At 63.9% G+C, this 21,604-nt stretch carries 26 protein-coding genes; 9 read left to right on the top strand and 17 right to left on the bottom strand.

Going from position 1 to position 21,604, the window contains the following annotated elements; all coding sequences use genetic code 11:
* Nucleotides 1-2 precede the first annotated feature (2 nt).
* From C2L65_RS16480 to C2L65_RS16460, 5 genes are all read right to left on the bottom strand, one after another.
* Entirely contained in the window at nt 3-1,526 is a 1,524-nt protein-coding gene (locus C2L65_RS16480; protein WP_042304344.1) for a DUF1800 domain-containing protein, read from the bottom strand.
* A 94-nt stretch (nt 1,527-1,620) separates the two neighbouring features.
* On the bottom strand, nt 1,621-2,130 hold the full coding sequence (locus C2L65_RS16475; RefSeq protein WP_042304345.1) for a periplasmic heavy metal sensor: 510 nt from the start codon (nt 2,128-2,130) through the stop codon (nt 1,621-1,623).
* On the bottom strand, nt 2,127-2,606 hold the full coding sequence (locus C2L65_RS16470) for a hypothetical protein (RefSeq protein WP_042304346.1): 480 nt from the start codon (nt 2,604-2,606) through the stop codon (nt 2,127-2,129). The genes C2L65_RS16475 and C2L65_RS16470 overlap by 4 nt, the downstream gene beginning before the upstream one ends.
* The gene (locus C2L65_RS16465; protein WP_042304501.1) at nt 2,603-3,169 is read right to left on the bottom strand and encodes an RNA polymerase sigma factor; all 567 of its coding nucleotides are present in this window, start codon (nt 3,167-3,169) and stop codon (nt 2,603-2,605) included. Before C2L65_RS16465 ends, C2L65_RS16470 begins: the two co-directional genes overlap by 4 nt.
* Before the next feature lie 310 nt (nt 3,170-3,479).
* Nucleotides 3,480-3,782: a YXWGXW repeat-containing protein gene (locus tag C2L65_RS16460; RefSeq protein ID WP_042304347.1), complete on the bottom strand. Its 303-nt coding sequence runs from the start codon at nt 3,780-3,782 to the stop codon at nt 3,480-3,482.
* Between the two features lie 225 nt (nt 3,783-4,007).
* Here C2L65_RS16460 and C2L65_RS16455 point away from each other — a divergent pair, with 225 nt between their 5' ends.
* From C2L65_RS16455 to C2L65_RS16445, 3 genes are all read left to right on the top strand, one after another.
* Nucleotides 4,008-4,424, top strand: coding sequence for a low affinity iron permease family protein (locus C2L65_RS16455; protein WP_427910188.1), 417 nt, complete (start codon nt 4,008-4,010; stop codon nt 4,422-4,424).
* Nucleotides 4,425-4,427: 3 nt separating this feature from the next.
* Nucleotides 4,428-5,231 carry an AraC family transcriptional regulator gene (locus C2L65_RS16450; RefSeq protein WP_042304349.1) on the top strand — a complete coding sequence of 268 codons (804 nt, stop codon included), beginning with the start codon at nt 4,428-4,430 and terminating at the stop codon, nt 5,229-5,231.
* Between the two features lie 138 nt (nt 5,232-5,369).
* Nucleotides 5,370-5,663, top strand: coding sequence for a DUF1330 domain-containing protein (locus C2L65_RS16445; protein WP_042304350.1), 294 nt, complete (start codon nt 5,370-5,372; stop codon nt 5,661-5,663).
* Between the two features lie 56 nt (nt 5,664-5,719).
* Here C2L65_RS16445 and C2L65_RS16440 read toward each other — a convergent pair whose 3' ends face one another.
* Nucleotides 5,720-6,451: a DUF429 domain-containing protein gene (locus C2L65_RS16440; protein ID WP_042304351.1), complete on the bottom strand. Its 732-nt coding sequence runs from the start codon at nt 6,449-6,451 to the stop codon at nt 5,720-5,722.
* Between the two features lie 180 nt (nt 6,452-6,631).
* Between C2L65_RS16440 and C2L65_RS16435 the strand changes: the two genes are divergently transcribed.
* Nucleotides 6,632-7,588 carry a quinone oxidoreductase family protein gene (locus tag C2L65_RS16435; protein WP_042304352.1) on the top strand — a complete coding sequence of 319 codons (957 nt, stop codon included), beginning with the start codon at nt 6,632-6,634 and terminating at the stop codon, nt 7,586-7,588.
* Nucleotides 7,589-7,619: 31 nt separating this feature from the next.
* Nucleotides 7,620-7,796, top strand: a complete 177-nt coding sequence (locus C2L65_RS16430; RefSeq protein WP_007582992.1) for a DUF1427 family protein — start codon at nt 7,620-7,622, stop codon at nt 7,794-7,796.
* 16 nt (nt 7,797-7,812) lie between these two features.
* On the opposite strand, the gene C2L65_RS16425 is transcribed toward C2L65_RS16430, so the two are convergent.
* The 4 genes from C2L65_RS16425 to C2L65_RS16410 form a co-directional block, all read right to left on the bottom strand.
* Nucleotides 7,813-9,105 carry an RNA polymerase sigma factor gene (locus C2L65_RS16425; RefSeq protein WP_042304353.1) on the bottom strand — a complete coding sequence of 431 codons (1,293 nt, stop codon included), beginning with the start codon at nt 9,103-9,105 and terminating at the stop codon, nt 7,813-7,815.
* A gap of 8 nt (nt 9,106-9,113) precedes the next feature.
* Complete coding sequence (locus C2L65_RS16420) at nt 9,114-9,533, bottom strand: VOC family protein (protein ID WP_042304354.1); 420 nt, start codon at nt 9,531-9,533, stop codon at nt 9,114-9,116.
* A 38-nt stretch (nt 9,534-9,571) separates the two neighbouring features.
* Complete coding sequence (locus C2L65_RS16415) at nt 9,572-9,985, bottom strand: YciI family protein (RefSeq protein ID WP_042304355.1); 414 nt, start codon at nt 9,983-9,985, stop codon at nt 9,572-9,574.
* A gap of 140 nt (nt 9,986-10,125) precedes the next feature.
* Nucleotides 10,126-10,482 carry a YciI family protein gene (locus C2L65_RS16410; protein WP_042304356.1) on the bottom strand — a complete coding sequence of 119 codons (357 nt, stop codon included), beginning with the start codon at nt 10,480-10,482 and terminating at the stop codon, nt 10,126-10,128.
* Between the two features lie 227 nt (nt 10,483-10,709).
* On the opposite strand from C2L65_RS16410, the gene C2L65_RS16405 reads away from it, so the two are divergent.
* Nucleotides 10,710-10,895: a glycine zipper 2TM domain-containing protein gene (locus C2L65_RS16405; protein WP_042304357.1), complete on the top strand. Its 186-nt coding sequence runs from the start codon at nt 10,710-10,712 to the stop codon at nt 10,893-10,895.
* A 680-nt stretch (nt 10,896-11,575) separates the two neighbouring features.
* Nucleotides 11,576-12,688 (top strand): porin, encoded by a 1,113-nt coding sequence (locus C2L65_RS16400; protein WP_042304502.1) that lies wholly within the window; start codon nt 11,576-11,578, stop codon nt 12,686-12,688.
* 162 nt (nt 12,689-12,850) lie between these two features.
* Here the strand turns inward: C2L65_RS16400 and C2L65_RS16395 are convergent, their stop codons facing one another.
* The 5 genes from C2L65_RS16395 to C2L65_RS16375 form a co-directional block, all read right to left on the bottom strand.
* Nucleotides 12,851-13,315, bottom strand: a complete 465-nt coding sequence (locus C2L65_RS16395; protein WP_042304358.1) for an SRPBCC family protein — start codon at nt 13,313-13,315, stop codon at nt 12,851-12,853.
* A 206-nt stretch (nt 13,316-13,521) separates the two neighbouring features.
* A complete protein-coding gene (locus C2L65_RS16390; RefSeq protein WP_042304503.1) occupies nt 13,522-14,646 on the bottom strand; it encodes an aromatic ring-hydroxylating oxygenase subunit alpha in 1,125 nt (374 codons plus the stop codon).
* Between the two features lie 284 nt (nt 14,647-14,930).
* On the bottom strand, nt 14,931-16,469 hold the full coding sequence (locus tag C2L65_RS16385; protein ID WP_042304359.1) for a glycosyltransferase family 2 protein: 1,539 nt from the start codon (nt 16,467-16,469) through the stop codon (nt 14,931-14,933).
* Nucleotides 16,469-17,089: a cytochrome b gene (locus tag C2L65_RS16380; protein ID WP_042304360.1), complete on the bottom strand. Its 621-nt coding sequence runs from the start codon at nt 17,087-17,089 to the stop codon at nt 16,469-16,471. The genes C2L65_RS16385 and C2L65_RS16380 overlap by 1 nt, the downstream gene beginning before the upstream one ends.
* A gap of 220 nt (nt 17,090-17,309) precedes the next feature.
* Entirely contained in the window at nt 17,310-18,224 is a 915-nt protein-coding gene (locus C2L65_RS16375; protein ID WP_042304361.1) for a LysR family transcriptional regulator, read from the bottom strand.
* 161 nt (nt 18,225-18,385) lie between these two features.
* Between C2L65_RS16375 and C2L65_RS16370 the strand changes: the two genes are divergently transcribed.
* A complete protein-coding gene (locus tag C2L65_RS16370; RefSeq protein ID WP_042304362.1) occupies nt 18,386-19,366 on the top strand; it encodes a glutathione S-transferase family protein in 981 nt (326 codons plus the stop codon).
* Between the two features lie 52 nt (nt 19,367-19,418).
* The gene (locus C2L65_RS16365; RefSeq protein ID WP_007582973.1) at nt 19,419-19,700 is read left to right on the top strand and encodes a hypothetical protein; all 282 of its coding nucleotides are present in this window, start codon (nt 19,419-19,421) and stop codon (nt 19,698-19,700) included.
* Nucleotides 19,701-20,033: 333 nt separating this feature from the next.
* Here the strand turns inward: C2L65_RS16365 and C2L65_RS16360 are convergent, their stop codons facing one another.
* Nucleotides 20,034-20,357 carry a thioredoxin family protein gene (locus tag C2L65_RS16360; protein WP_042304363.1) on the bottom strand — a complete coding sequence of 108 codons (324 nt, stop codon included), beginning with the start codon at nt 20,355-20,357 and terminating at the stop codon, nt 20,034-20,036.
* Between the two features lie 71 nt (nt 20,358-20,428).
* The gene (locus tag C2L65_RS16355; RefSeq protein ID WP_042304364.1) at nt 20,429-21,559 is read right to left on the bottom strand and encodes a 3-deoxy-7-phosphoheptulonate synthase; all 1,131 of its coding nucleotides are present in this window, start codon (nt 21,557-21,559) and stop codon (nt 20,429-20,431) included.
* Between the last annotated feature and the right edge of the window lie 45 nt (nt 21,560-21,604).

The raw sequence follows: 21,604 nt of genomic DNA, 5'->3' as shown, positions 1-21,604 counted from the left end.
GGTCATCTCCGTTGGAAATCGGGCGAGACGAGCAGCAGCGCGAGCGCCGTCGATGCGCTTTCCGCGCGCGACACGGCAAGCTGCGTCGGCTCGCTCAGCGAACCTGCCGTCAGCGTCTGCCCGAGCGAGCGCGCATCGAGCCGGTCACCGACGCGTGCCCCGAAACGCTGCGCGATCTCGACACGCCGCACGAGCGCATCGGGCGCGGCCCAACTCGCGGCGATATCGTCATAGCCGGCCGGCGAGCCCGGACGCCACACCTGCTGGCCGAGTTGCGTCAGCACGGGCGCCATCTGCACGGTGTTCGCGCCGTCGTTCAGGTTGTGCATGCCGAGGCCGCGCATCGACGAAACCGTCCATTCCCAAGGCGACTTGAACTTGACGGCTACGGGCGACCACGCGGCGTCACTGTCGATCAGCGCGCGATAAACCGTGGGCAGATCGCCGCGGCTTCGCATGAAGGCTGTTGCCAGCTGGTCCACCACGTCGGGCGGCGGATTGTCCGCGACGAAGTGGCGCGCGAGCTTGGTCGCGATATGCGTCGCAGTGGCAGGCGCGCTCGACAGATCGTGCAGCACCGCGAGCGTCTGCCCTTCGCCCGGCTGGTCGTAGCGGCGGCCCATGATGGTCCGCGTCCCCGGCTCGTGCAATTGCGGGCGGAACATGAAAGCGCCCGGCGGCGCGGTGTTCGCATTGCTTGCGTTGTTCGCCTGCGGACCTTGCGCGGCCGCAATGCTCCAGCCCGTCATGGCGCGCGCGAACTCGGTGACGTCGTCCTGCGTGTAGCCGCTGCGCACGCCAAGCGTATGCAGTTCCATGATCTCGCGCGCCAGGTTTTCATTGAGTCCGGGCTTGCGGTTCGGATTGCGCTGCGCGGCACGCAACGCGGCGACGCTGTCGGGTCCGACCGAGCGCGTCTGGTCGAGAAAAAGCTGCATCGCGGGATGACGCTCGACGGCCACCAGCATGTCTTCGAAGCGCCCGAGCACGTGCGGGCGGATCGCCTCCGCTTCGAACGCGCCGGCGAACGGCGCGACGCGGCCTTTGTCGATGGAGACTGCGAAGTGATTCGACCAGAAATGCACGAGCCGCTCGACGAACGGCGCGGGCGTCGTCAGCGCGCTCGCGACGCGCGCGTTCACTGCTGCGCGGTATGTGTCGCGCGTTTCCATGCGCTGCGCCTTGTTCGCGGCCTGACGGGCGGCTTTGCGCGCGTCATCCGCGTTGCTGGCGAGGTTCGGCGCGCTGGCTGCATTCGCGCCACTCGCGGTGGCGTTTGTTGCGTTCGTTGCCGTGTTCGCCATCGCCTGCTGGCGTTCATCGGCCAGATCTGCGGCAATGGCCAGCGACGTCGGTTGCGCCGCCCATGCCGCGGGCATCGGCTGATAGGCGTCGAACTGCGCGAGCAGCCAGTTCTTCGGATTCGCCGGCGGCGCTTCGTCGGCGCGTGCGCCGAGGCCGAAGCGGTTCAGCGCGATCGCGGCTGTGCTCAACGGCGGCGCCGGAGTTGCAGGTGAATTGGCCATGCTCGCTCCTGTCTCGCCTGTCGTGCGTGGTTCGATGTGCATTAAACGGAGTGAGTGGCACTTTTCCGTCGCTGCTTTTTTCAGTCGCGCTCGATCAGTCGCTCGCGGGCTGATTGCCCGGTTTCTGCAAGCGCTGCTGCGCCTGCGCGAGCCGCCATTGGCCGCGCTCGCGCAAGCCTTCCGCGAACTTCACGCGTTCATCGGGCGACAAGGTCGCGGCGAAATCGGCGACGCTTTGCTCGACCCGCGAGCGCAGCGCGATATCGGCTTCGCGCGTGCGGTTCAGCGCCACGTCGAGCGCCGCGCGGTCCAGTTGCGGCGCGGCTAGCAGCCGCAGCACCTCGCGCCGATCCTCACGCCCGTCACGCGCGTACGCGCGCGCTTCGCGGCGCGCGTCCTTCAAGGCATCGACGAACTGCTGCTGGCGCTCCGCCGACAGCCCTTCCGCCGCGAAACGCAGCGCGCGCGGCTGTGGTTGAGTGGCGGCCGTCGCGCCGCCATGCGCGACGAACCACTGATACGCGCCGCCCGCGACGCCGCCAATCAGAAACACGTTGAGCACCAGCGAGCCGACCAACAGAAATTTCCAGGCGCGTCCGCTCATTCGTCACTCCAGTCTGCGGCCGTGCCGCCAAATCCAGTTGTCAGATAGGAAGATTCCGGTCCCGGCGACGGGTTGCCCGTCACAAGGAAGAACGACACCGCGAATGCGCCCGCCAATCCGCCGATCAAACCAACGCCCGCGAACGCCGCGCCTGACCACCACCAGCCCGCGCGCCCCGAGCCGCCGCCCGGCCAGGCCAACGACAGCCGGCGCGGCCGGCGCGCTCGTCGCGGTTGTCGGTTACCGGGCGCCGAAGCAATCACGCTTTCGATGAGCGCTGCATCCGGCGCCATATCGGTCGCGGCGGCATCGCTCGTGAGCCATGCGTCGAGTTGCGCGGCCTGTGCAAGCAAAGCGTCCGCCTCGCTGCGATGCTGCGCGGCCCACGCGCTCGCGGCCGCGCGCTCCGCTTCGGGCCAATGGCGCGCATCGGCACCATACGCATCGACGATTGCGCGAAATCTCTCTGGAGTCATCGGCTGGTCCTCGTTCCGGCAAGATCGTCGCCCGCCAGCTGCGCGCGCAGATTGCGCCGCGCGCGGGCCAGCAGGCTTTCGAGCGCATCGACGGTAATCCCCATCAGTGCGGCCGCCTCGATGTTCGACAGTTCCTGGTAATAGTTGAGCACGAGCGCCTCACGCTGGCGCGCCGGCAACGCGGCGAGCGCCGCGCGCACGCGTGCCTCGCGCGACTGCGCTTCGAGTTGCGCATCGGGCGTGGCGGCGGGATCGACGGCGTCGGGCAGTTCGTCGGCGGGTTCCTCGCGATGCGCGCGCAAACGGTCATAGCAGAGATTCAGCGCGACGCGATGCAGCCACGTATCGAAACGCGCCTCGCCTTCGCGCCAGCGCGGCGCCTGCTTCCAGATGCGCATGAACGCTTCCTGCGCGACGTCTTCCGCTTCCATACGGTCTCCCAGCATCCGCGTGGCGAGCGCCAGCAGACGCGGCAACTTGCGCGCGACAAGCGTGCGGACGGCGGCCGGCTCCTGCCTGCCGACGCCCGCCACCAGTTCCGCGTCCGGATCGCGTTCGCTCAACGCGCGCGGCTCCGGGTATGCCGCATATTCCACGCGTGCCGCGTGTCACGCGCGGCATGTGTCGCGACGAGATGTGCTGTCGTCACTGCTGTCGCTCCCTGTTGTTCTGATCGAGTGACTTCACCTTCACAGGAACACCGCGAACTCCGCGATGCGCTCTGTCAACCTCTGTTCAAGGCAGTTCAATATACGACGACGGCCGGCCGGTAGTAGTAAGGGTGCGCCGGCACCACCACGCAACCCGCGAGCGTCGCGGTAAGCAACACCAGTAACAACAGCTTCTTCATCTTTCAGTCTCCCGTCGCCACGCTCAGCGCACCCAGTGCGCGGGCACCCAGCGCCAGTTCGGGCCATGCGCGACCCAATGCCCAGGCACCCAGCGATAGCCCGGACGCATGGTCTGCCAGTGCCCCGCCACCCACACATAGCGGCCGTCCGCCCAGCGCCAGTGGCCGGAATCCCACGCGTAGCCCGCGCGCGGCGGCGGCACGGCTTCGACGCGCGCGGCGGGCGGCGCCATCGGCGCGACGATCACCGCCTGCGCGAACGCCGCTGAGGCGCTCAGCGCGGCCACGCCTGCTGCAAGCATGCGGACCGGTTTTTGCATGTTCATTGCGCTATCCCTTGGAACGGTTGCCGGTTTGAAATCGGCAGGTTTTAGGGTTAAACGCGCAAGCGGCGAAAATCCGTCGCAGGATTTTTCGCGGCCGCGAGGCCCAACGGGTGCGGTGGCGCACGCGCGGGGGAATGGGTATCGTCAAGGCTGGACTTCACACGACAGGAGCGCCCAGTGACAAACAGCAACTGGTTCTCGAAGTTCTCGACGGGTCTCTCCACGATGGCCGGCAAGCCTGCGACGTTCGTGATTGCCGTGGGGCTCGTCGTCGTGTGGGCCATCAGCGGGCCGATGTTCCATTTCAGCGACACCTGGCAACTGGTGATCAACACATCGACGACGATCGTCACCTTTCTGATGGTCTTTTTGATCCAGAACACGCAAAACCGCGACACGGCCGCGATGCAGATCAAGCTCGACGAACTGATCCGCGCGCTCGACGGCGCGCACAACGCGCTGCTCGATCTCGAGGAATTGAACGAAAAGGATCTCGGGCGCTTTCGCCAGCGCTACGAGCAACTCGCAGAAGAAGCGCGCAGCGCACTGCGCTCGGGCGGCACCGACACCGACTCGCCGTTCATCGACCAGAGCGAAAGCGATGACGACAAGGACCGCAAGCCTCGCAAGGACGCGCACTGAGCGATGACACAAGCAACTCCACCCGCCCTGCATGACGCGGACAAAGGCCATTCACTCGCGCGGCACTATCCGCGTGGGCTGCGCATCGATCCGCATTCCCACACGTGGGCGCAGGTGCTGTATGCCGTGTCGGGTGTGATGTGGGTCGAAGCCGGGCACGAGGCGCTCGTCGTCCCGCCGCAGCGCGCCGTATGGCTACCCGCAGGCACCGAGCACTCGATCCACATGATGAGCGACGTCGAGATGCGCAATCTGTATTTCCACGAACGCAGCATCGGCCATCTGAGCGCGCGCAGCGACGTGTTCGAGATCAACGGCCTTCTGCGCGAACTGATTGCGTCGATCGCCGAACATGAAGAGGCGCAGACGCGCGACGAAGACTATCTGAGCACAGCGTACCGGCTCGCCATGCTCGAACTCGAACAGGCGCCGCGCTCGTCGCTGCGCATTCCACTGCCTGATGCTTCGGACCGGCGGCTCGACGCGCTGTGCCGCGCGGTGATCGACAATCCGTCGAATGCGATCAGCTTCGAGCAGCATGCGGCTTCGGTGGGCGCGAGCGTACGCACGCTCGCGCGGCTCTTCACGCGGGCGCTGGGTATCGGCTTCGCGGAGTGGCGCAGGCAGGTGCAGCTGGCCGTCGCCGTATCGGGGCTCGCCGAAGGACGCGCGGTCAGCACCATCGCGCGAGAACTCGGCTATCTGCCGAGCAGTTTCAGCGACATGTTCCGCCGCGAACTCGGCGCGCCGCCGACCGACTTCGATCCACACGCGACGCTCGCCGCGTCGGCTGAATTAAAGTCCTGAGGCTGTCGGGCGTCGCGACACGCGCAAGCGCGCTCGCTGCGCTTGAGCGAGAATCGTGGGCGTTGGCGGCGCGGACGGACAGATGGATGGATCGGCTGGCGTCGCCATGGCCAAACCTTAAACGTGAGGAAACGTGAAATGAGCAAGGGATACTGGGTCACTCTCTACCGCAAGACGAACGATCCAGCGGCGCTGGCCGCATATGCACAACTGGCGTTGCCGGCCGTCACAGCCGCGGGCGGCAAGTTTCTCGTTCGCGGTCTCGCCGAGGAAGTGCGTGAACAAGGCTTGAAGGACCGCACCGTCGTGATCGAATTCCCGACCTACGAGCAGGCCGTCGCGGCCTACGACAGCGAGGCGTACAAGAAGGCGCTGGCCGCGCTGGGAAATGGCGTCGAGCGCGATCTGCGCATCGTGCGCGGCGCGGAGTGATTCTTTAGGCGCGAGTTGCTGAAACGTTGCGGAACGGCGCGGGCCGCAACGTTCGCTCAGTAGCGGATCACCATCGGCAGAAGCGCGCCGTCGCGCGGTTCATCGTCGGGCAGCATGACGGCGCTGCCCGACGCGATGCGGCGTGCGCTCCATAACACCGCAAAAGCATCGAGCACGTCGTCTTTCTGCGCGTGCCGGGCAACACGTTCGTCAAGCGCGGTCTTTAGAACGGCGCCGAAGACTGGGTCAAGCAAGGCTTTTCTTTTTGCGTGTCCCGCTTCTGACGTTTTGCCCTCCTTGAGCCCGGCCGCCTCGCCGCCTTGCTCGATCTGAAGCTGCATGAAGGCAAGCTCCGGATGCACCTCGAACACACGCGAAGCATCGCTCCTGCTGGCGCGCAACGACGTGTCGACTTCGGCGATCTTGCCGAGAATGTTGAAGGCCTGTTGCGAGATTCCCTTGCCCGTTGCTTCGCGGTTCAGATCGCACGCCGTTCGATACTCCCTGGCACCAAGCGTCTGACGCACAGGCGTCTGAAACACCGACGCGCTGCGCGGCCACTTCAGACGCTGCCTCGCTTCGGCATCGCACGCGCGATAGCCCGTCGATGACAGACCGATCGGCATATCGACGGCCACGATGGCGGGCGCGGGCGCCCACGCAAGCAACCCGGCGAACGTCGCGCAGATTCGTGTCTCGATCGCGCCCGTCCGGGCGTGCTGCCTGACGGCGTACCAGCCGCCCTTGCAGCCGTCCACGCCCACCAGGTCTGTTGTCTTCTCACGCATCACGCGTTTCCCCGAACCGGTTGATCGTTCCGAACCAGCGCCGCCCGCTGTCCGATATTCGAAAGCACTTGTCTGAACAGCGCCGCGCCGGTCACTTAGACTGCCTTCATACGCTGATTCACCCATCGTGAAGCAGCAAGCGAAACCCCATCGAATCCGACAGTTTCCGCAGGAGCGGCAATGAAAGCGATCCAGTTCAACTCTTTTGGCGGTCCCGAAGTCCTCGACCTCGTCGACCTGCCGACACCCACCGCCGACGCCGACAGCGCGATCGTGCAGGTAAAAGCAGCCTCGGTGAATCCGAGCGACGTGAAAAACCTCTCGGGCCATTTCGGCCACACGACGCTGCCGCGCATCCCCGGCCGCGACTTCAGCGGCGTCGTGACGGAAGGCCCCGCCGAATGGATTGGCGCAGAAGTATGGGGCACGGGCGGCGACATCGGCTTCACCCGCGACGGCACGCACGCGCAGTTCATCAAGATTCCCGTCGGCGCGCTGTCGCGCAAGCCGCGCACGCTCACGCACGAAGAGGCGTCGGCGATCGGCGTGAACTTCGTGGTCGCGTGGCTCGGCGTCGTCGATTATGCACAGCTCGTCGCGGGCGAAACGGTGGCCGTGATCGGCGCGAGCGGCGGCGTCGGCGGTGCGGTCGTGCAGATCGCGAAGTCGCGTGGCTGCAAGGTGATCGCCGTCGATCGCCATGAGCCTGACGCGGACTCGCCCGCGGGCCGTCTGCTCGACCACTACGTACCCTTCGACGAGCACGCCGCCGAGCGCGTGAAGGAACTCGGCGGCGCGGATGTCGTGTACGACGCCGTTGGAGGCGTCGCGTTCGAAACGGCGCTGAAGCTCGCGAAGTGGCGCGGCCGGGTGGTCGAGATCAGCGCGACGGGCAAGCGGCGCGTCGAGTTCGACCTGATCGACTTCTATCACAACGAGACGCAGCTGTTCGGCGCGGACAGCGCCAAGCTCGGCGTCGCGGATTCGGCGCGTCTGATGACGGAACTCGCCAGCGTGTTCGACAGCGGCGCGTTGCAAGCGCCGTCGATTGCGCAGACCTTTCCGCTCGAACAGGCACGCGACGCCTACGCGGCCGTCGCAGGCGGCACGCGCGGACGCGTCGTCATCACGATGTGACAACACCCGATCACTACAACCGGAGACTCGTATGAAGCCGTATATCGTGTCGCTGGCGGCGGGTGTCGTCGTCGGACTGCTCTATAACATCGTCGATGTGAAATCGCCCGCGCCGCCCATCGTCGCGCTGCTCGGCCTGCTCGGCATGGTCGCGGGCGAGCATGCGATTCCGTTCGTGCGCTCGCTGCTCACTCACGTGACGAGCTAAGGCAAACCGCGAACGCCTACTGCATGCGTCCGTGCCCGCCGCCCATTTCGCGCGCGCGCTCGAGCAGCATTTCGCGTTCGCGCGCATTGCGCGTCATCGATGCGGCGCGCTCGAATTCCGCGCGCGCTTCGTCGTTGCGAGCGAGCTTCGCGAGCAGATCGCCGCGCACGCTCGGCAGCCAGTGATAGTTTTTCAGCGATGGCTCGTCGGCGAGCGCGTCGACGAGTTCGAGCGCGGCCATCGGCCCATATGCCATGCCGACGGCAACCGCCCGGTTCAGATCGACCACGGGCGACGGCGCGACCTCTGCGAGCGCATCGTAGAGCGCGACGATCTGCGCCCAATCCGTTTCCGCCGCCGTACGGGCACGCGCATGACACGCGGCGAGTGCGGCCTGCAGCGTGTACTGACCGCTCATCCCGCCGAGCGCTTCCGAGCGCGCGAGCGCAGTCAGCCCGCGGCGGATCAGCAGCGGGTCCCAACGGCTGCGGTCCTGATCGAGCAGCAGCACGGGCCGTCCTTGCGCATCGACGCGCGCATGCGTGCGCGACGCCTGGATCTCCATCAGCGCGACCAGGCCATGCACTTCGCTTTCGTCGGGCATCAGGCCCGCGAGCACGCGACCCAGGCGCAGCGCTTCCTCGCACAGCGTCGGGCGCATCCAGTCGTCGCCCGCCGTCGCCGAATAGCCTTCGTTGAAGATCAGATAAATCACTTCGAGCACGGAAGCGAGCCGCACCGCGCGATCGTTCGCCTGCGGCACTTCGAACGGCACCTTCGCCGCCGACAGCGTCTTCTTGGCGCGTACGATCCGCTGCGCGATGGTCGGCTCGGGCACGAGAAACGCGCGCGCGATTTCATCCGTCGTCAGGCCGCCGAGCAGGCGCAACGTGAGCGCCACGCGCGCGTCCTTCGACAGCACGGGATGACAGGCGGTGAACACCAGCCGCAGCAGATCGTCGCCGATGTCGTCGGCGCGCGCGGCGTCGAGCGCATCGACGAAATCGGGCACGATATGCGCCTCGCGCGCGTCCATGTCGGCGCCGAGTTCCTCGTGCTTGCGCGCGTGCAGCGCATCCTGGCGCCAGCGGTCGAGCGCGCGGTTTTTCGCGGTCGCCATCAGCCATGCTCCAGGATTATCGGGCACGCCCGCGTCGGGCCAGGTTTCGAGCGCGGCCACCAGCGCGTCCTGCGCGAGTTCTTCGGCCACGCCGACATCGCGCACGATCCGTGCGACGTGGGCGATGACCTTCGCGGATTCGATCCGCCAGACTGCCTCGATGGCACGATGGGTCGCAGCCGTCGTCACGGCCGGCCTCAAGACGCGTCGGCCGCTGGCATGGCGGCGTTCGGGTCCATGTACACGAGTTCCCAGATATGCCCGTCGATATCCTCGATGCTGCGCTCGTACATGAAGCCGTGGTCCTGCGCCGGGCGCGACAACGCGCCGCCTGCGGCGAGCGCCTTCTCGGCCAGATCGTCGACTTGCGTGCGGCTGTCGCACGAAAGGCAGATCAGCGCTTCCGTGCTCTCCTTCGGATTGCACAGCGTCCTGTTCGTGAAGGTCTGGAAAAAGTCCTTCGCGAGCAGCATCGCGTAGATGTTTTCGCCGATCACCATGCAAGCCGCCTGCTCATTGGTGAATTTCGGTTCGAACGTGAAGCCGAGTTGCGAGAAGAACGCCTTCGATTTCTCCACGCTGTTCACGGCGAGGTTCACATAGATTTGCTTGTGCATGATCGTTCCTCGGAAGCTGGCAGGTGACAGATGCAAGGTCAGTGGTTCGCGCCTTCGATCTTGCGAAAGCGTTCCGTCGACTGACTCGGCTCGAAGTCGTCGAGGTCGAACATCTGGCGCACTTCGATTTCGCCGTCGGCCTGTTCGCCGAACGGCGCGGGAAAGCGTCGCGCCCATTCCATCGCTTCTTCGCGCGATCGCACCTGGATGACGGTGTAGCCGGCGATCAGCGCTTTCGTTTCCGCAAACGGTCCTTCCGTGACGGTGCGCTTGCCGCCCGCATAGTACACACGCCAGCCTTTCGCGCTGGGCTGCAGGCCAGATGCGTCGAGCAGCACGCCCGCCTTCTGCAAGGCTTCGTGATACGTCGCCATCGACGCCAACAGTGCTTCGTCCGGCATCTTGCCGGCTTCGCTGTCGGCCGTGGCCTTCACCATGATCATGAATCGCATCGCCGTCTCTCCTCGTGGATGAAGGACGCCCCGTGGCGGCTTCTTATTTCCACGACGAGCGGCGCGCAGTCAGATCGACAACCGGCATCGCCAGGGAAAACCCTTGCGGCTGCGCGGGACGGTTCAACCGGCAGGCGCCGTCAGTACTCGTAGCACGGCGCGACCTTGCGGATTTCGATCATGCACCACTCGGCGGCGGGGCATTCTTCGGCGAGCGCGAGCGCTTCTTCGTAGGTGTCGACGTTCAACAGGAAGAAGCCGCCGACCATTTCCTTCGCTTCGGCAAACGGCCCGTCGATCAGGCGGGTCTGTCCGTCGCGCTTTTCGAGGCGCACACCCTTTTTGGCAGGCGACAGCGATTCGGCGGCGATCAGTTGGCCGCGTGACTGCAACCCGGCGCGGTATTTGAGCATGCGGTCGTAGACGGCGCGGCCCGCGACTTCGCCGCGTTCCTCGCGTTGTTCGGTAGGTTCGACGATGAGCAGCATGTAAGACATGGTGACTCCGTGTTCCGGTTGTCGGGCCGCTGCGTTCGGGGGTGCCGTACTTCGTGAGACGGGTGGCGCAGCGACAATGGCAGCAAAGGTTGATTCTGCTGGCGAAGGCAGTCTAGCAAAGTGGCAACGCGGGCGGAAAGGTCTGCTGCGCGAATGGACATTCCACTGAGGGAAATGGCACAACGCTTGCTGAGGAAGGTACATCTTCAATCAGGCAGGAGCATGACATGTTGAAGCGCTATATCGTCCGCGTCGCAATCGCAGCAGCGGCTCTGGTGCCGTTCGTGAGCGGATGCACCGTCGGCGGCGCGGCAGCGGGTGGCTATGTCGGCCATGAGACAACACATAGCACCGTGGGCACGGTGGGCGGCGCCGTCGCGGGTGGGATCATCGGTCACGAGCTGGGCAAGTAACGTCGATTGTTTAAAAGCTTTGAAAAGGCGGCGTTTGAATCTCAATCGCCGCCTTAATTTTTGTCAAAAAATGTCACTGCCTGTTTGAATGGATAAATTGCAAATATTTGTCTTTGATTGGGATCAGTATTTTCTTTGTTGCACGTCTAGAGTCTGAATAATATTCAATCCATAGTTGGCAGATTCGGATTAATTCCATTACAGCGACGATCGTAACCACTCAAAAAAGTTCACTGACAGTTTTGATTTATGACACACTCTGACGAAATCACCCATGACGTCTTATCTCTGTATTTCATGGACTCTGCTGAACTATATCGAGCCGGTACTGCTGCTTTCACCGGATACGTCGCCTCCAACTTTTAGATATGACTTATCTCAAATAAATCACCACCAATCTTCGTTGTCGTATCACAACAATAAAATTTATACCAATAAAAAGATCTAAAACCAGTCCGGTTAAAAGACAAATCAAATCAATCTTCTATGGCTTTCCTTTCTCTTCTGGAAATGGACCATTTCCGTTTTAGATATCAATTGATAGTTAGGGTCCCTTTCTATACTTGCGCTTCCCCAAACCGGGCAAGTTAAGTGGTCTTGCTTCGTACAGGACGTGGCATGCATAGCTTGTCCGTTTGTATTCAAGCCTCGTATTGCCCCATGAACTGAAGGAAGCACAGATGAAGAAGATTCTGATCGCGACGGCAGTGGCTGCCTCGTTCGCCTCGGTCGCACACGCACAAAGCAGCGTCACGCTGTACGGCACGCTGGACACGTCGATCTCCTACACGAGCAACGTCAATGGGGGCCACCAGTGGGCAGTCGGCAGCGGCTCGACGGATGAAAACCGCTTCGGCCTGCGCGGCGTCGAAGACCTCGGCGGCGGCCTGAAGACCGTCTTCACGTTGGAAGAAGGCTTCGACACGAACAACGGCGCACAGGCGTCGCAAGGCAAGATGTTCTCGCGTCAGGCGTTCGTCGGCCTGTCGAGCCAAGCTGGCACGGTCACGCTCGGCCGTCAGTACGACGCAATGCAGGACTTCGTGTCGCCGCTGTCCGCAACGGGCAGCTGGGGCGGCGCGAACTTCGCCCATTACGGCAACCTCGATCACCTCGACAAGAACAGCCAGGACGCAGCCAGCAACTCGATCAAGTTCGCGAGCGCCAACTACTCGGGCTTCTCGTTCGGCGGCACCTATTCGTTCTCGAACAGCTCGCAATTCGCGAACAACCGCGCGTACAGCGTCGGCGCGGGCTATGAAAACGCAGGCCTGCGCGTTGGCGCGGGCTACGCGCAGCAGAACAACCCGAATGCCACATCGGGCGGCGCTTACAACAACCTCGATCTGAACAATATCGGTCTGACGGGCGTGTCGTTCCGCCAGCGCCAGTTCGGCGCGGGCGCAACCTACGCGTTTGGCCCGGCGCTGTTCGGCATCGTATGGACGCAAGCCCGCCTCGACAACGTGACGGGCGGCACGGGTTCCGTTCACACCAACAACTACGAAGCCAACGCCACGTACAACCTGACGCCTGCGCTGGGTCTGGGCATTGCCTACACGTACTCGAACGGCGCGGCTGAAGATGCGCACTTCCACGCGAACCAGGTCGGCCTGAAGGGCGACTACTCGCTGTCGAAGCGCACGGACGTGTACGTGCAAGGCACGTATCAGGAAACGAGCGCGCCGGCTGGCTCGACGATCAACGCAGTGATCGACAACGGCAGCGCGACGGGCGTTTCGTCGACGCACCGCCAGGGCGTCGCATCCGTTGGTCTGCGTCACCGCTTCTAATCACACACGAAGCGCGGCGGGTTGATGCGTACGATCGACCCGCCGTAAGCGCTCGGGCCCGCGAGGCGACCACAACGGCCTCACGTTCTTCGGAACGTGAGGCCGTTGCCTATTGAATTGACTGAACTGACGGGATAGCGCCACGAGAACCGTGACGCCCGCTCAAACCATCCGCTTCAACTCTTTCTGCAGACGGTCGAAGTTCTCTTCGTTGGCCTTGACGGCAAATGTCTTCGCCTGCGCGCACACGGCAGGCGTCTCGAAGACCATGCGAAACGTGATGCGCGTCTGTTCGTCGCTCAGCGCATCGAAGGTAGCCGTGACGCGATAGTGCGGCCCCGACACATGATCGAACACGATACGTTCGGGCGCGACGATCTCGACGAATACGCTGTGATTCTTGTAGTCGACGCCATCCGGCCCGTGCATCGCGAAGCGCCAGTTGCCGCCCGGACGCAGATCGAATTCGTGGAAGGAATTCGTGAAGCCCTTCGGCCCCCACCAGTGCGCGAGATGCACCGGCTCCGTCCAGGCTTTGAACACGAGATCGCGCGGAAAATCGAACACGCGCGTCGATACGATTTGCAGATCCGCGATCGGCGGAGTTGCGTCGCCATCCTCGGACATGAGACAGCCTCCTTCGAACAATGCACCGCGTCCGCCCGAAGCCGGGCGGATGAATCAAGCATAACGCATTGTCGAAGCATCGCGCGCCTGCCGTGCGCGCAGCACGGACAGAGAATCGCGGCGAATGAGAGGGGCCGAACGTTCGAACGCCTAACGTCCGAGCAATGGTAGCTTGATGCGGCCGTTAGGAACGAAACGCCGCAAAGTCAGACGGCAACGGACTCGGCAGAAGGCTCGATCGGAATCACCCGCCGCGCCGCGGGCGCGCCGCATTCGCGCAACAGATCGCGCAAGTCGTTGATCACCGGGAAGACTTCGTGATTCCAGTCGGCGCCTTGCGCGTCGTGCGCTGCCTGCTCGAGTTCGACGATCCAGCGGTCCTCCTTGAAGATGCGCTCGGTGAACCACACCAGCAGCGGCCACGCGACGTCGAGCAGTGCGCCGATCTTGGGCCGCTTGATAGACAGCAGGCCGAACGTGCGATTGGTGCGTTGCTCGCGGTCGAGCGGCACGTAGCAGATCCACAGGTCCATCACGATCGTTCCGTCGGACGTGCGAATCCGCAGCGTCTGAAACGGATACTGCGTGCGGATCGTCATCACGTCCTTGTGGTCGGCCCTTTCGCTCTTGCGGCTCTGCCCGAACACGAGTGCTTCGCCGATCGGCTGCTGACCCGCTTCGCGCGCGAACGTGTAGTCCACTTCGACCCAGTCGTCGCCGCGCCGCCGGCCCAGCGAACGCGCGCGCATCTTGCCCATCTGCTTGCGGTGCAGGAACTGATGGTTCATGTCCATCAGGTTTTCGTGCATGAACGAGTAGTGGCATGCCACTTCGCGGCCGAAGCGCCGCGTCTTGTACGCCTTGTCGGCCACGGAGCCGAGCGGCGGCAGCGGCATCGTCTCGGCGAGCGCGGCGTCGCCCGGAAACACGAAGATCAGCCCTTCGGCTTCGCGGCACGGATACGCGCGCACACCATTCGGCAGACGCTCACGGCCGAGATACGGCACGTCGATGCATTTGCCCGAGCAATCGTAGGTCCAGCCGTGATAACCACAGCGGATAGCCTCGCCGTCGACCACGCCACCGCTCAACGGCACTTGCCGATGCGCGCAACGATCTTCCAGCGCGATCACCTTGCCCGATTCGGTGCGCGCCAGCACGATCGGCTCGCCGGCAAAGCGTACGGCATGCGTTTTACCGCGCTTCACTTCACGCGACCATGCGAGCGGATACCAGTGATTGGGATGAATATCGACACGGCGCAGATCGCGCACGGCAGCCTTTGGAGGGTTATCGACGGATTTGCTGTCCAACGGAGCGACTACGTGCATGAATGAGGCCTCCTGGCACAACGGTCGGCCGGTCGCCGGGACCGAGCGAGTTTGATAGTTAGAAACCGATGTCCGGTCAGTCTACTAGAAGTCGCACCCGAGAATCATGAGGACTCACCGCAGGTAGGCGCGCCGGTAGGCATTACCGGACGAGTGTCGACGCCCGCCGCTGCGCCAAAAACAAAGGGCGGTGCCGAAGCACCGCCCTTCCATTTTGTTGCAGCCGCAACGCTCAAGAAACCCGCAACAACCTCATACGTCGCCGATATGCGCGGCAACGACGCTCAACGCGCACTTTGCGTCGCGCCCACGAGACCCGAGCGATGCTGCTTGCCCCACGTCTTGCCACCACGTAGAAATTGCAGCCAGCCGAGCACCGCGCCCGTATGCCGCAGCAACTGGAACGTGAACGGCTCGGCAATCGCGGCAACGACAGCCATCGGCAGGCTCGTGCCGCTCGTCAGCCCCGTCCAGCGGCGGTACAGATGGATACTCCACAGATAGAACGCGAGGTCGATCGCCGTCTTCAGGCCGATCACGCTGAAGATCGACACGACGATCAACCCATGTCCGCCGACCACGAAGCCGAGCAGCAACGCGAACGCGGTCAGGCCGTAGACGGGCTGCATCGTGTCGAACGCCTTCACGGGCAGCATCAGCCGGCCGAGCGTGCCGTATCGCGCGTTGCCCGTCATGTCGCGGTTCCAGTACTGCGTTTGCAGGAAGCCCGCGAACCAGCGGCGGCGCTGGCGCAGGAACGCACCAAGCGTTGCGGGCGCCTCCGTTTGCGCGTGCGCGTCGCCGACCACACGCACGTCCCAGCCGAGGTCGTGATCGACGGAGTAGCGCCGCAGCCGGTGAATCAGTTCGTAATCTTCGACGAGGCATTGCGAATCGAAGCCGCCGACGGCCACGAGCGCGTCGCGCCGGAACGACGCAAATGCGCCCGACACCAGCAGCAGGCTGTCGGCCCGCATCCATGCGAAGCGCGCGATGAAGTTACGCATGTATTCGTAAGTCTGGAACCACTGGAACACGCGCCCGCTCGCCGTGCGGTTGCAGACGGGCACGAGAATGCCCGTCGCCGCGACCAGCTTCGGCGACTGCGCGAAGGCCGCTCGCATGGCGAACGTGGCGTCGTCGGCGAGCAAGGTGTCTGCGTCGACGGTCATCACGGTGTCCGTCGTCATCACGTCGATCGCGGCGTTCAGCGCCAGCGCCTTGCCGCCATGCGGCACGCGCAGCCAGTGCAGATTCGGATAGCGGCTGCTCGGCGCGCTCAGCACGCCCAACGCGGGCTCCGTCAGACCGAAACGGCTGGTCAGCAGATCGCGCGTGCCGTCCGTCGAGCCGTCGTCGGCGATCACGATCTGCGCCGGGCCGTGCATCTGCCGCAGCAGCGCCGCGAGCGTCACGGGCAGCACGCCTGCCTCGTTGTGCGCAGCGACGATGACACCCAGGGAGGGTAGTTTCCCGCCATCTTTCGACCGGTGCGCAGGCAACGAGCGGCGGATCAGCGGCCAGGTCTTGATGGTGACGAACGCGAGCAGCAGCGTGTCGTACAGCACGTAAGCGATCCCCGTCGACCATGCGAGCGCGCCATGCAGAAAGAACGCGCGCGCGAACAGCAGCAGCCACAAGGCGGTCACGCTGCCGTGAATCACGGCGCTCTGCCAGGTGCCCTTGCGCGGGTTGATGCGCGGCGACGCGGCGGCGAGCGCTTCGCGCAGCGACGGCCTTGGACGCTCGCCCCCTACCACCGTGGGCTCGTCGGACAGGCTGTGGTTCGTCAGCGTCGCGTCTTCGATGACATCGATATCCATCACGGCACCATCCGCTTGATGACGGAATGACGGTCGAACAGCTCATGCTTGAGCGCGCCGCCGATATGCATCGCCAGCAACGCGTACAGCGCATAGCCGAGGTACGTGTGCAGCGCGCCGAATCTGTCGTGCAGCGGCTCTTTCACGGCGGGATCGAGATTCATGATGAAGCCGATGCGCGGAAACGGGATCACGCCGAACAGTTGCATCGGATGCGTTGCAGCCGCCTTCCATGCGGAGTCGTGCATCCAGCCCGACAGCGGCAGCGCGATCATCACGAAGTACAGCAGGAAGTGCGCGACATGCGCGGCCATCCGTTCCCACGACGGAAATTCGCGCGGCAACGGCGGCGGCCGGTGCGACGCGCGCCACAGCAGGCGCAGCAGCGCGAGGCCGAGCACCGTGATGCCGATCGACTTGTGCGTGTCGATGACGGGGCGCACCCAGTCGTCCGGCAGCGAATCGGCGGAAAGGCCCAGCACCACGTTCACGATGATGAGCACGGCAATCAGCCAATGCAGGATCATCGCGGTGCGTGTGTAGCGGGACGCGTGCGCCGGCGTGGAAAGCGTCTCGATGCCGTCGCGCGAGGCCGTGCGGGAAGTTGTCGATGTGTTCATGAGCCGTTCTGGTTGGAAGTCGGTAGGGACGGCGAAAGCGATGTGCAAGCCGGCGGGTCTTCATCGTGCAAGCGGCGCACTGCAATCGTCATATCAACAGAACGCCCCATCCGGTCGCTTTATTCCTTCAACGTGCGAGTCGCGGGTTTCCGTCGTATTTCCGTTTGTTTCGCGCGGCCGCCGAGAGTGCATCGGACTGGCCGGACAAACAAGGCGCCCTTCACGCGAACTGATCGATTCCCTGCACCAGACGTTTCGCAAAGCGCGGTTCGCGCAGCTGGTCGAGCCACCATTTCAGCGCCCGGCCTTCCTGATCGCCGCGCCACGCGACGTACAGCACATTCGGTTCGCGCGGATCGGCGGTTTCCTTCTCGACGAGTTCGCCGCGCTTAAGCAGCGACGCGACGCGTTGGCGCGGCAACCAGCCGACGCCGAGCCCATCGCGCTGCGCAAGGATTTTCGCACGCATGCTGGGCACCGCGAGCGAAGTCTGCCCGCCGAGCAGGCCATACGCGCGGCCGCTCGCACGCGATGAATCCGCGACGACGATGCCGCGCTGCTTCGCGATCTGCTCGCGTCTGAGCGGCTCCTTGATGCTCGCGAGCGCATGCCGCGGCGACACGGCGAACACCCAGTCGACCACGCCCAGCTCGAACCAGCGCAAGCCGGGAATGGCGGGCGGCTCATTGGTCGCGCCGACGATCACGTCGGCGCGACCATCGCGCAGCGCTTCCCACGTGCCGCTGAGCACTTCCGTCGTCAGACGCAGCTTGACGCCCGATTGCAGCGCATCGAACGCATGGACGACGGGCATGAAGGTCTCGAACTCCATGAGTTCGTCGGTGACGATCCACAGCCGGTCTTCCCAGCCGCTCGCGATCTGCCGCACGCGTTGTGTCATGCGCGACACGTCCTGCATCAGGCGCGCGGCCTCTTCGGCGAGCAGCTGGCCGGCGGGCGTCAGTTGCAGCCGATAGCGGCGGCGGTCGAACAGCAGCGCATCGAAACGCGTTTCGAGCTGGCGCGCCGCGTGCGACACCGTCGACGGAGCCTTGCCGAGCCGCGCCGCGGCGCGCGACAAGCTGCCGCTTTCACGAATCGCTTCGAGCAGCGCAAGCTCTTCATCCGTCAACATGTGCGAACCTGTCGAATGAGATCAACGGGAAAATCGTACGGCAAAACCCGAATGGCGGTCCATCATAGGGTCTTCTGGCGATGTCTTGCCGCGCGGCTGGCATCGCAGCGGCGCAGCGCATATCGCGCGGGCTGGGAACGCGGGATAGAAGGAGCAGCGAAATGGGATTGTTAGTCGACGGTCAATGGCAGGACAAATGGTACGACACGGCGTCGACGGGCGGCCGCTTCGTGCGTACGGACGCCATCTTCCGCAACTGGGTCACACCCGACGGCGAAGCCGGCCCGAGCGGCAACGACGGCTTCGAAGCGGAAGCGGGACGTTATCACCTGTATGTGAGCCTGGCGTGTCCGTGGGCGCATCGCACGCTGATCGTGCGTGCGCTGAAGGGCCTCGAAGACATGATCAGTGTCTCGGTCGTGCATTGGCTGATGCTCGGCGACGGCTGGACCTTCGCCGACGGCCCGGGCGTCGTGCCCGACACGCTGAATCACGCGAAGTACCTGCGCGACGTCTACGTCGCCGCGGACAAGCACTACACAGGCCGCGTGACCGTGCCGATTCTGTGGGACAAGCATCAACGGACGATCGTCAGCAACGAGTCGTCGGAAATCATCCGCATGCTGAACTCGGCGTTCGACGAACTCGGCGCTGAGCCGGGCGACTTCTACCCACCGCCGCTGCGCGCCGAGATCGACGCGATCAACGCGCGCGTCTACGACACGGTGAACAACGGCGTCTACAAGTCGGGCTTCGCGACCACGCAGTCGGCGTACGAAGAGGCCGTCGCGCCGCTATTCGAGACGCTGGACTGGCTCGAACAGAAACTGTCGACGCAGCGATTCCTGACGGGCAACCGGCTAACGGAAGCGGACATCCGGCTCTTCACGACGCTGATCCGTTTCGACGCCGTGTACTTCGGCCACTTCAAGTGCAATCTGCGGCGCATCGCGGACTATCCGAATCTGTCGGCTTATACGCGCGACATTTACCAGCACCCGGGCGTAGCCGGCACGGTGAACTTCGAGCATATCAAGCGCCATTACTACGAGAGCCACGGCTCGGTGAACCCGACGGGCATCGTACCGCTCGGCCCGGTGCAGGATTTCAGTGCGCCGCACGATCGCAAGCGGTTTGTGTGAAGCGTTGCGCTAGACTGTCCAGCGACTTTAGCCAACAGTGCAGGAGACGCTCATGCTACGCAAGACACGCACCGCATCGCAGCTACAGGACGAGGTGAGACGGCGCATCGAGCGCGCGCCGGAGGTCGTCGAGGACGGCGTAAAGATCCGCGTGCCGCGTCCGCAGATGCAGGAACCCGACGCAAGCGGCTGCAACTGGACGATGAAAAATTTCGGCAATGCAATTGGCTTCGACCGCACCGTGGACGAAGCGCTCAAGGCGGTACAGAAGGAATACAACCTGTCGGAAGACACGAAAGATCTGAACAGCCTGTTCGGCGACCCGAAGGGCTAAAGCGGCGGCATAGAAATCCCGCCGACCTACACACAGTTTGCCACCTGGGCGGCACAAACCATTCGCTGCCGCCGGCGCTTGTGCGGGTGTCTGAAGCGGGTGAGGCATCTGTTCAAAGCGTTGGCAACGGGCATGAACTGAGATGTTGCCGCACGAAGGACGGGGCCGTAGGGGGCCCGTGGGCAAGAACAAGAATTAGCGGTGTTAGCCGCTTTCTTTTGCCTACTTTTCTTTGCGGCGGCAAAGAAAAGTAGGTGCCGCCCCGCACAGGGGCGACGCTTGAAGCAAGCTAACAAAACGCGGATGCCAGCGCAAAAGCAGAAACACCGCTAATCACGCCACAGTGGCAAAAGCCTCCTCAATCTGCGCGGCATCGGTGGGCCGCACCACCCGCGCCACTTCAACGCCATCACGCACAAAGATCAGCGTTGGCCAAAGCTTAACCTTGAACGAACGCCCGAGCGGCCTTCCCGGCCCATCCTCGATCTTAAGATGCCGAGTCCCCGGATGCTGGCCAAGGGCCTTCCCGATCACAGGCTGCGCACCCTGACAATACCCGCACCAGTCGGTGCCGAATTCGACGACAGTCACACCGGCCATCGCATCAACATCCGCGCGGCTCGGCGCGACCTTCGAGTATTGATTCGCGTTAGTCATAAGCCTCCATGCGCAAAACAAAACGCAGCGCCTCACCCACGTAGTGAAAGAAACCTGCCGACGCCCTACCGTCACTTCCCAGCAACAGCCTGCCGCCGCGCGCGAACCGCTTGCGCAAGCGTATGCAGCACAGGCTCAGTCTGAGCCCACCCGATACAAGCATCAGTAATCGACACCCCACGAGCAAGCGGCACACCCGGCTTGAGATCCTGCCGGCCTGCTTCGAGATGGCTCTCGATCATCACCCCAACGATCCGCTTATCCCCGCCCGTCAACTGGTTAGCCAGATCCTGAGCGACTTCAATCTGCCGCTCATGCGACTTGTTGGAATTAGCATGCGAGCAATCGACCATCACCTGCTCCCGCAATCCCAACTTACGCAGCGCTGCACAAGCCTCCTCGACACCCGCCGCGTCATAATTCGGCCCCTTCTTGCCGCCACGCAAGATCACATGCGCGTCATCGTTGCCACGCGTCTCGAAGATCGCAGCCATGCCCATCTTGGTCATACCCATGAACGCATGGCTCGCGGCCGCAGCGACAATCGCATCAGCGGCAATCTGCACGCCGCCATCAGTGCCGTTCTTGAACCCGATCGGGCACGACAGGCCAGAAGCTAGCTGCCGATGGCTCTGACTTTCAGTCGTACGCGCGCCAATCGCGCCCCAGGCGATCAGATCGGCAATGTACTGCGGGCTCAGCAGATCAAGAAACTCAGTGCCCGTCGGCAGACCAAGCCCGCTGATCTCGAGCAGCAGTTCGCGCGCCCGACGCAGCCCTTCGTTGATCCGGAAGCTACCGTCCAGACGCGGATCGTTGATATAGCCCTTCCAGCCAACCGTCGTACGCGGCTTCTCGAAGTACACACGCATGACGATCATCAGATCATCGCGCAACGAATCGGCGGCGACTTTCAGCTTGTGCGCGTATTCCATCGCCTGATCGTGGTCGTGAATCGAGCACGGACCGACGACGACGACCAGCCGGTCGTCACGATCATGCAGGATATCGGCGATTTCGACGCGGCTCTGTTCAACCAGCGTCTGCACGCCGGGCGGACACGGCAGTTCGTCGAGCAGCAGCGCCGGCGAGATCAGCGGACGCACCGCGCCGATGCGCGTGTCGTCGATGCGCGTGATGTCCTGGGTGGAATCGGCGACGCCGGCTTCCTGGTCGCGTGTGGGGTTGTCGATGCGGCTCACTTTGTTCTCCAGCTCTGCATTTTGGGGCGAATGTGGATTATCTCA

The sequence above is a fragment of the Paraburkholderia terrae genome (assembly GCF_002902925.1).
Taxonomy (GTDB): Bacteria; Pseudomonadota; Gammaproteobacteria; order Burkholderiales; family Burkholderiaceae; genus Paraburkholderia; species Paraburkholderia terrae.
This window is presented reverse-complemented; position numbering and strand designations above follow the sequence as displayed.